Here is a 922-nt window from a genome sequence, read left to right as displayed (position 1 = left end):
CATTGAGCCCTTTTCATCCTGCGTAGCGGTCCGCTTCGACGTGGTGCAGAACGAGGATGGCCTGCACGATCGCGGTCGCGCGGCGCGGGCAGCAGCGCAGCTTGATCAGAATCTTCCAGGTCTTGAGCGTGGCGATGGCTCGTTCGCCGCGGGCGCGGATCGTCGCGTGCGCGCGGTTGACCGTCTTCTGTCGGCGTGACAGCTTCGGCCGGAAGCGGCGCCGCTTGAACGGTGTACGCACACTGCCGCGGGCCCCCTGGTAACCCTTATCGGCGAATGTCATCACGTCTGCGCTGGCCAGCGCATCGATGATCCCGTGGATACGGGCGGCGGTCAGGTCGTGGGTCGAGCCGGGCAGCGCGGCCGAAGCCCAGACGAGACGCCCGGCCGGGTCGGCAAGGACTTGGACGTTCACGCCGTGGCGCTTGTGCTTTCCGGAGTAGTACGGCCTCTGGTCGGCGACGCGGTCGATCGGGATCAGCGTGCCGTCCACAATCGCGTACGCCAACCGTCGGATGCGTTGCATGGCGGTCTCAAGGTCGTCGGCGGCCGTGCTGAGCAGGGCGATCGCTTCTTGGACGTAGCGCCAGGCGGTGGCGATGCCGATCTGGAAGCCGGCGGCGAGGCGGGTGTAGGTGTCGCCGTTGCGCAAATGAGCCAGGGCAAGCAGGGCCTGCCGGCCGGGGTTCAGCCGCCTCCATCGAGATCCGCGCTGCTGGCGGTGGCCGCGGATGCGGTTGGCGAGGTGGTTCAGGGTCCGGCTGGACAAGGTGATCGTGGCAGGGTAGGACAGCATGGCGAGGCTCCCGGTCGGGGCATCGGGTTTTGGTCGATTTGCTGTCCTACCTGGAGCCTCGCCCTCACCGATCAACGCCCCCTGCCGACCCTGGCTGACCTGCAAGATCAGGTTGAAAAAGGCTCA

1 protein-coding gene is annotated in these 922 nt (G+C 67.0%); it reads right to left on the bottom strand.

Annotated features, from left to right (window positions below):
• Positions 1-13: 13 nt before the first annotated feature.
• Positions 14-796 carry a transposase family protein gene (locus Aau02nite_RS45820; protein ID WP_212994993.1) on the bottom strand — a complete coding sequence of 261 codons (783 nt, stop codon included), beginning with the start codon at positions 794-796 and terminating at the stop codon, positions 14-16.
• Positions 797-922 lie beyond the last annotated feature (126 nt).

Source organism: Actinoplanes auranticolor (assembly GCF_018332655.1).
In the GTDB taxonomy this organism is placed as follows: Bacteria; Actinomycetota; Actinomycetes; order Mycobacteriales; family Micromonosporaceae; genus Actinoplanes; species Actinoplanes auranticolor.
This window is presented reverse-complemented; position numbering and strand designations above follow the sequence as displayed.